This is a genomic window from Mycobacterium sp. (assembly GCF_040509115.1).
Classification (GTDB): domain Bacteria; phylum Actinomycetota; class Actinomycetes; order Mycobacteriales; family Mycobacteriaceae; genus Mycobacterium.
The window spans coordinates 1-5,712 of record NZ_JBEVLO010000038.1 but is presented as its reverse complement, the minus strand read 5'-3'; the positions used below and the strand labels follow the sequence as shown (position 1 = coordinate 5,712).

Below are 5,712 nucleotides of genomic sequence, written 5' to 3'. Positions count from 1 at the left end.
GGTTCGAGGCCCCCGCCGAGCTCGTTGTCACACCTCGGCGAATCGTCAGCCGAGATGTGGCAGTTCCGGTTGGGTGTGAACCACGATGACCGTTGGCCCGTCGGCGTCCAATGCCAGCTTGAACTCGTTCGCGAGGTCATCGGTGGTCCTCACCTCGGCCGTCCGGCATCCGAAACCGGTTGCCAGGGCGGCGATGTCGAGTCCGGGCAGGTCCAGCGCAGGCACGTCGGGCGTCTCCTCCAACAGCGCGAACGACTTGAGCACCTCGTATGCCTCGTTGCGCAGCACCACGAAGACGATCGGCAGCTCGTGCTGCGCAGCCGTCCAGATCGCCTGGATGGAGTACTGGAACGAACCGTCGCCGATGGTGGCGACGACGTGCCGCTCGACTCCGCGCGCGCGGTCGCCGAGAGCGAGCCCAACGGCTCCAGGAACGCCCCAGCCGATGCCACCGCTACCGGTGGCGAAGTAGCTGCCCGACCGCGTGGTCGGCAGCCACTGCGCCAGTTCGGCCATCGTCGACGTCGACTCCATCACCACGGCCGAGTCGTCGGGCTTGACGGTTGCCAACGTCGAGTACACCTCGTCGGCCGTCAGCCGCTCCCCCGGCGCGGAGGTCCGCACGGCGCGATCCCGGTTGAGCGGGGTCGGGGCTGGCCGCCCCACGGGCGCGTCGATCAGATCGACGAGTTGTTCCAGGCCGATTCGGACGTCGCCGAGCAGGCTGTCGCCCACCGGAGCGACGGACGCCAGATGGGGATCGACCGTGAGCTGAATCAGCTCGGTGCCCTCCGGCAGGTATTCACCGGCGACGTAGGGGTAGTAGCGGAAGACCTGGGCGCCGATCACGATGACCAGATCGTGACCCTGCAGCACCTGATTGACCTCGGCGATGGTCATCGGCATCGGGCCCGCGTACAGCGGGTGATCCTCGGGGAACGACGCCCGATCGGCCAGGGAGCTGCCGCGCACGGGTGCCCCCAGTTTCTCGGCGAAGGCGACCCCTGCGTCCCAGCCGCCGGCCCGGTCGACCTCCGGCCCGAGCACCAGCAGCGGCCGCTGCGCCCGATCGATCCGGTCGGCGAACTCGCGGAGTCGCTCCCCGTCCGGGGCGGTGCGCTGACTAACGGTCCTCACCACCGCGGGGCCGAGGGCAGGCTTCTGCCAATCGTCGAGCGGGATCGACAGGTAAACCGGCCCCTTGGGCTCCTGCATCGCGACGGCGTAGGCCTGCATGAAGGCCGCAGGCACGTCCTCGGCCCGCGCCGGCTCGAACGACCACTTGACCCACGGCTTCGGAAATTCGGTGGCATCGGGGTTGTTCAGGTAGGGGTCGATGATCGACATTTCGCGGGTCTGCTGGCCTGCGGTCACGATCAGTGGGGTGTTGGCCCGGTATGCCGCCACCAGGCTGCCCATCGCGTTGCCGGTACCCGCCGCGGTGTGCAGGTTGACCAACGCCGGCGTACCGGTGGACTGGGCGAAGCCGTCCGCCATGGCCAATGCCGACGCCTCCTGCAACGCCAGCACGTAGGTGAAATCGTCGGGGAAGTCCTGCAGGAAGGTCTGTTCGGTCGAACCTGGATTTCCGAAAACCGTGGTGATCCCCAGCTTCCGGAGCAGATCGTAGGTGACGTCGTGGACGGTCTGTTCTTCTGACATTGGTCTCACCATCTTTCGTGTCGGAGTTGCGCCGGTCCGCGGGCGGTCGCCCGTTGACTGGTGCTAACTCTGACGAGCATTGGCGGCCGGAGCATCGACGCTGACCGCCAACTGCGGGTGACGCTGCCCGCACATCTTCGGTTCCTGCTAGCGGGAAGTCGACGCGCGGCGTGCCATGACCCGAGCATCCTGAAATCCGGTGTCCGACAGGGCGATCGACGATATCGACGGAGCGGCCGACCGCAACAGCTGCGACAGCACCCGCCCCGGTGGCAGCTGCACGGCGACCGTGGCTCCCAACTCGGCCATCAGACGGGTGGCGTCGTACCACTGCACCGGTTGGGCCACGGCGTTGGCGAGGTCGTCGAGAACCTGGTCGGCGGTGCCGACGCTGCGGCCACCGGTGTTGGTGAGGTAGCGCGCGGTCGGGCTGCGCCGGGGTAGGTCGGCGAGGTGTGCGGCCAGCTGACACGCCGTGCCGTCCTGTAGCGGACAGTGCGAGGCGACGGACACGTCCAAGTGCTCGAATGACCGGGCGGTCAATGTCTTTGCCGCCTGCTCCGCGGCGACCAGTGCTGCGGCGGTGCCGCTCAGCACGGTCTGTGTGGCGCTGTTGACGTTGGCGAGCCACAGCGGCTCTGCGGCGGTGGACACGTCCACGGCCATCTGTCGCGCAGCCCGAATCGGCAGTCCGGTGACCGCAGCCATCCCCCACGCGCGTCCAGCGCAGGCCTCGCGCATCAGGTCACCGCGCAACCGGACCGCACCGAGAGCCTCGCGGAGAGTGAGGACACCCGCCGTCACCGCGGCCGAGAACGCGCCGACGGAGTGGCCTGCGACGAAGGCAGGCAAAAGGCCGTCGTCGTTGGTCAGGCCGTCGTTGGTCAAGCCGTAGTCGTTGGTCAGGGCGCGGGCGCAGGCAACTCCGGCGATCACGAGAGCAAGCTGAACTGCCGTGGTGTCCCTAAGCGCCGCAACGGTATCGAGGTCGCCGGACCAGGCCAGCTCGGCGAGGACGTCGTCGGCTTCGGCGAGGGTCGCCGTGACGGCGGGGCTGGGCGGCAGCGTGTGCAGCATGCCGGGTTCCTGGGATCCCTGCCCAGGAAAGAGCAGCGCGAGGGTCACGCCAGCAGCTCCGCGAGACGCACTAGGTCCGGTCCGCTCGACGTCTTCAGCAGCACCTCGGAACCGATCGAGGTGAGTTCGGCGAGAGCAACGGCCCCGCTGGTCGTCTCGACCTGGCAGTCGACCCGGACAGGCCCGTGGCGCAAGCGCCCGGACAAGTCCAGGAGCCGTTGCAACACGACCTCATTCAGGATCGGCGCGCGTACCAACAGGTCCAGGTCGCTGTCGGGTGTGACGGTGGGAGAGCCGGTCGCGAGCTCGAAGCCAACGCTGCCCGTCGGGCCCCACGGCATCGCACAGTCGTCCAGGTGCGGTCGCACCATTGCGAGGGCGCGCAACGCGGCGACGTCACGGATCGAGTCGAGGGCGGCGAGCTCTTCCGGCTCGACGACGTCGCCGATCGCGCCGTGCGGGATGGTGAGCGCGTGACGCTGCGAGCGCTCCGTGCCGCGAACTCCGACCGCCACGAATCCCACTGGGGCATTGGCGCGCCGAACCACCATCCACGGCGTCTCTCGCAGTGTGGTTCGAACCCAGCCCGGCGCGTCGAACGCCGGCGACGCGCCATCCGCCAGGCGGATCAGGTCGTGCGGCCGGAGCCTCATGCCCCGCCCGGCCACTGGGCACGAAGCAGATCCCGTACGGCCCGAGAGGCGTGCCGCGCGCGGACGGCGTCGTCGGAGTCGAGCCGGTTCGACAGGTCGACAGGACTCGCGGCCGCCCGCCGAATCGCCTCGGCGATGGCGGCTCCGACCGTCACGACGTCCTTCTCGGTTGGGCGATCGGGGTTTTCGACCTGCAGCAGCCCGCTGCCGAGCCCCAGCTTCGCCCAGTCTCTGACGTCGTAGCTCATCGGCAACACGGTCTTGGCGAGTTCGTTGAGTTCCTCGACCGTGCGCAAAGTGATGCGCGCGGCGGCAGCCTCGTGCATGGCGTGGATCTCGACCTTCGGATCGTCGAGAGCGAGGATCTGGTTGGCCTGCAAGCCGTGGGTGAGGAACCCGCCCGACAACGCCGTGCCGACCACCATCGCAACGACGGGGTGGCCGGCGACGCGGGCCGAGTGGTAGGCGTCGACGGTGGTGGCCATCGCCTGGTGCAGACCGGCCATCTCCTCGATGCGCCCGTAGGCCTGGCTGGGAAGGTCGACGACGGCCACGATGGGGGTCTTCACGTCCGCGTCGCGGTCGGCGTCTGCGAGACGTCGGACCGCTTGCGCCAGCGCGAGTGACTCGGTCAGGCCGACCTGGCCCTCACGCGCGCGGTGGTAGGGGTTGTCGGGATCGGGCACGACTGCCAGGTAGAGCGCATCGCCGGTGTGTGCGGCCTGGACCGACGGGATGATGGACTCGACGGGTGCGCCACCGCTCAGCGCCGCCAACCAGGTGGCGCCGCGGGTGGTGGCACCACTCGTCCGTGCCACGGCGTGAGACCCGTCGGATCCGCTGATGGGCACGAATCGATCACCCCACAGCGACCGAAGAGCCAGTGGCGCAGGAGGGTTCGTCGGATCCAGCACCGCCAACCGGGACGCGAGCACGTCGACGCGTTCGCTGCGATGGCTGCCCGGTGCCGGGACTCCGGCGGCGATCGCACCGTCGACCGCGGCGCGAAGCAAGTCGACGTCGTCCGCGACGAGGGTGTCCGCGAGCGCGGTGGCATGCCGTTGCTCGCCACCGTCGACGGCCCAGATCAGGGCGTGATCACTCGAGTCGAATTCCTCGACACCGCCCTCCTGCTCGATGACGGCGGGACCGTTGAGCCCGATGCGGGCCTGCGGGGTCACGATCAGCGAGGTGCACAGCCCCGCGGCGATGCTCATCCCGCCGAATGATCCGACCGTGCCCGCCACCACCCCAACGACGGGGGCGTACGGTCTCAGATCCAGGACGGCCGAGCATATTTCGGCGACGGCGTTCAAGCCGAGGTTCGCCTCCTGCAGCCGGACGCCACCGGTCTCGAAGAGGATCACCGCCGCCGTGGGCGTGCCTGCCCGAGAATCGGCCGCCGCCAGTTCGAGCGCCTGGGAGATCTTGGCTCCCGACACCTCACCGGTGCCGCCACCCTGGAAGCCCTGCTCGATGGAGGCGACGACGACGGGCCGCCCACCGATGGTGCCACGGGCGATCACCGTGCCGTCGTCGGACTGCGGCGTGATCCCCTGCGGCACCAGCCATGGTGATTCGAGCCTGTCGAACGGGCCGGCCAGCACCCGCGCCGCGCCGTCGTCGAGCAGGGCGGTGGCGCGGCCGAGCGCGTCGAGTTCGATGAAGCTGTGCCGAGCCAGCAGTTGCTGCCAGGTCTGGCCGACCAGTGGGCTGTCGGTCATGACGCGCCCACCGCCGCCTCGAAGGCTTGGCGCAGCCGCAGATTCACGACGCCGGGGGTAGCGCCGAAGTCGTTGAGCTCCCACCGACCCGCGAGTGCGGTGCGTGCGAAGAATCGCGACAGAACGTCACCCCAGATGGTGTCGAAGCCATTGACGCTGGTGCGCACCCGAACCGTGGCCTGCGTCGCGGACTCGTCGGGAGCGGGTGGCTGCAGCAGGATCTCCAGGTCGCCGGAACCGACCACGCCGATGTGCACGGCGCAGCCTGCGGGGCGATCGGCGGTGAATTCGTAGGTCAGGGTTTGCATGTCGCCGAATTCCCTTCGTCTAGGGCGAGCGGGGCCACGGGGCTGCCATCGAGAGCGTCGAGGAACATGGTCGCCGACAGCAGATCACCGCTGCCGCCAGGAGACAGCCCGCGTTCTGCACACAGCCCGTCCAGCGTCGCGAACGCTTCCTGGCCGCCTGGCGTGCTCAAGCCGCCCGCGCTGATCACCGCCGCCGCGGCCGACTGCACGGCCCGAAGCCCCCGGCGGCCACCACGGTGCAGGATGCACGTGTCGTCGAGGTGGGCGATGAGCGCCAGCAGCGCATCC

General features: G+C 69.3%; 6 protein-coding genes. All 6 read right to left on the bottom strand.

The features are described 5' to 3' along the window. Positions 1 to 45 precede the first annotated feature (45 nt). Positions 46 to 1,662 carry a benzoylformate decarboxylase gene (gene mdlC, locus ABW137_RS03250; protein WP_526396833.1) on the bottom strand — a complete coding sequence of 539 codons (1,617 nt, stop codon included), beginning with the start codon at positions 1,660 to 1,662 and terminating at the stop codon, positions 46 to 48. Positions 1,663 to 1,809: 147 nt separating this feature from the next. Beyond that, positions 1,810 to 2,787, bottom strand: coding sequence for an ACP S-malonyltransferase (locus ABW137_RS03245; protein WP_526396831.1), 978 nt, complete (start codon positions 2,785 to 2,787; stop codon positions 1,810 to 1,812). Then, entirely contained in the window at positions 2,784 to 3,392 is a 609-nt protein-coding gene (locus tag ABW137_RS03240) for a malonate decarboxylase holo-ACP synthase (protein ID WP_526396829.1), read from the bottom strand. The genes ABW137_RS03245 and ABW137_RS03240 overlap by 4 nt, the downstream gene beginning before the upstream one ends. Beyond that, complete coding sequence (gene mdcD / locus ABW137_RS03235; RefSeq protein ID WP_526396827.1) at positions 3,389 to 5,116, bottom strand: biotin-independent malonate decarboxylase subunit beta; 1,728 nt, start codon at positions 5,114 to 5,116, stop codon at positions 3,389 to 3,391. The genes ABW137_RS03240 and mdcD overlap by 4 nt, the downstream gene beginning before the upstream one ends. Beyond that, entirely contained in the window at positions 5,113 to 5,424 is a 312-nt protein-coding gene (mdcC, locus tag ABW137_RS03230; RefSeq protein WP_526396825.1) for a malonate decarboxylase acyl carrier protein, read from the bottom strand. The genes mdcD and mdcC overlap by 4 nt, the downstream gene beginning before the upstream one ends. Beyond that, positions 5,412 to 5,712, bottom strand: a 301-nt coding sequence (locus tag ABW137_RS03225) for a triphosphoribosyl-dephospho-CoA synthase (RefSeq protein WP_526396823.1), incomplete at its 5' end; no start/stop codon positions are given. The genes ABW137_RS03225 and mdcC, both read right to left, overlap by 13 nt.

What these genes read in the sequence shown, in the direction of transcription:
- mdlC (WP_526396833.1), bottom strand. Translation starts at nt 1,662, where the DNA reads ATGTCAGAAGAACAGACCGTCCACGACGTCACCTACGATCTGCTCCGG.
- ABW137_RS03240 (WP_526396829.1), bottom strand. Translation starts at nt 3,392, where the DNA reads ATGAGGCTCCGGCCGCACGACCTGATCCGCCTGGCGGATGGCGCGTCG.
- mdcD (WP_526396827.1), bottom strand. Translation starts at nt 5,116, where the DNA reads ATGACCGACAGCCCACTGGTCGGCCAGACCTGGCAGCAACTGCTGGCT.
- mdcC (WP_526396825.1), bottom strand. Translation starts at nt 5,424, where the DNA reads ATGCAAACCCTGACCTACGAATTCACCGCCGATCGCCCCGCAGGCTGC.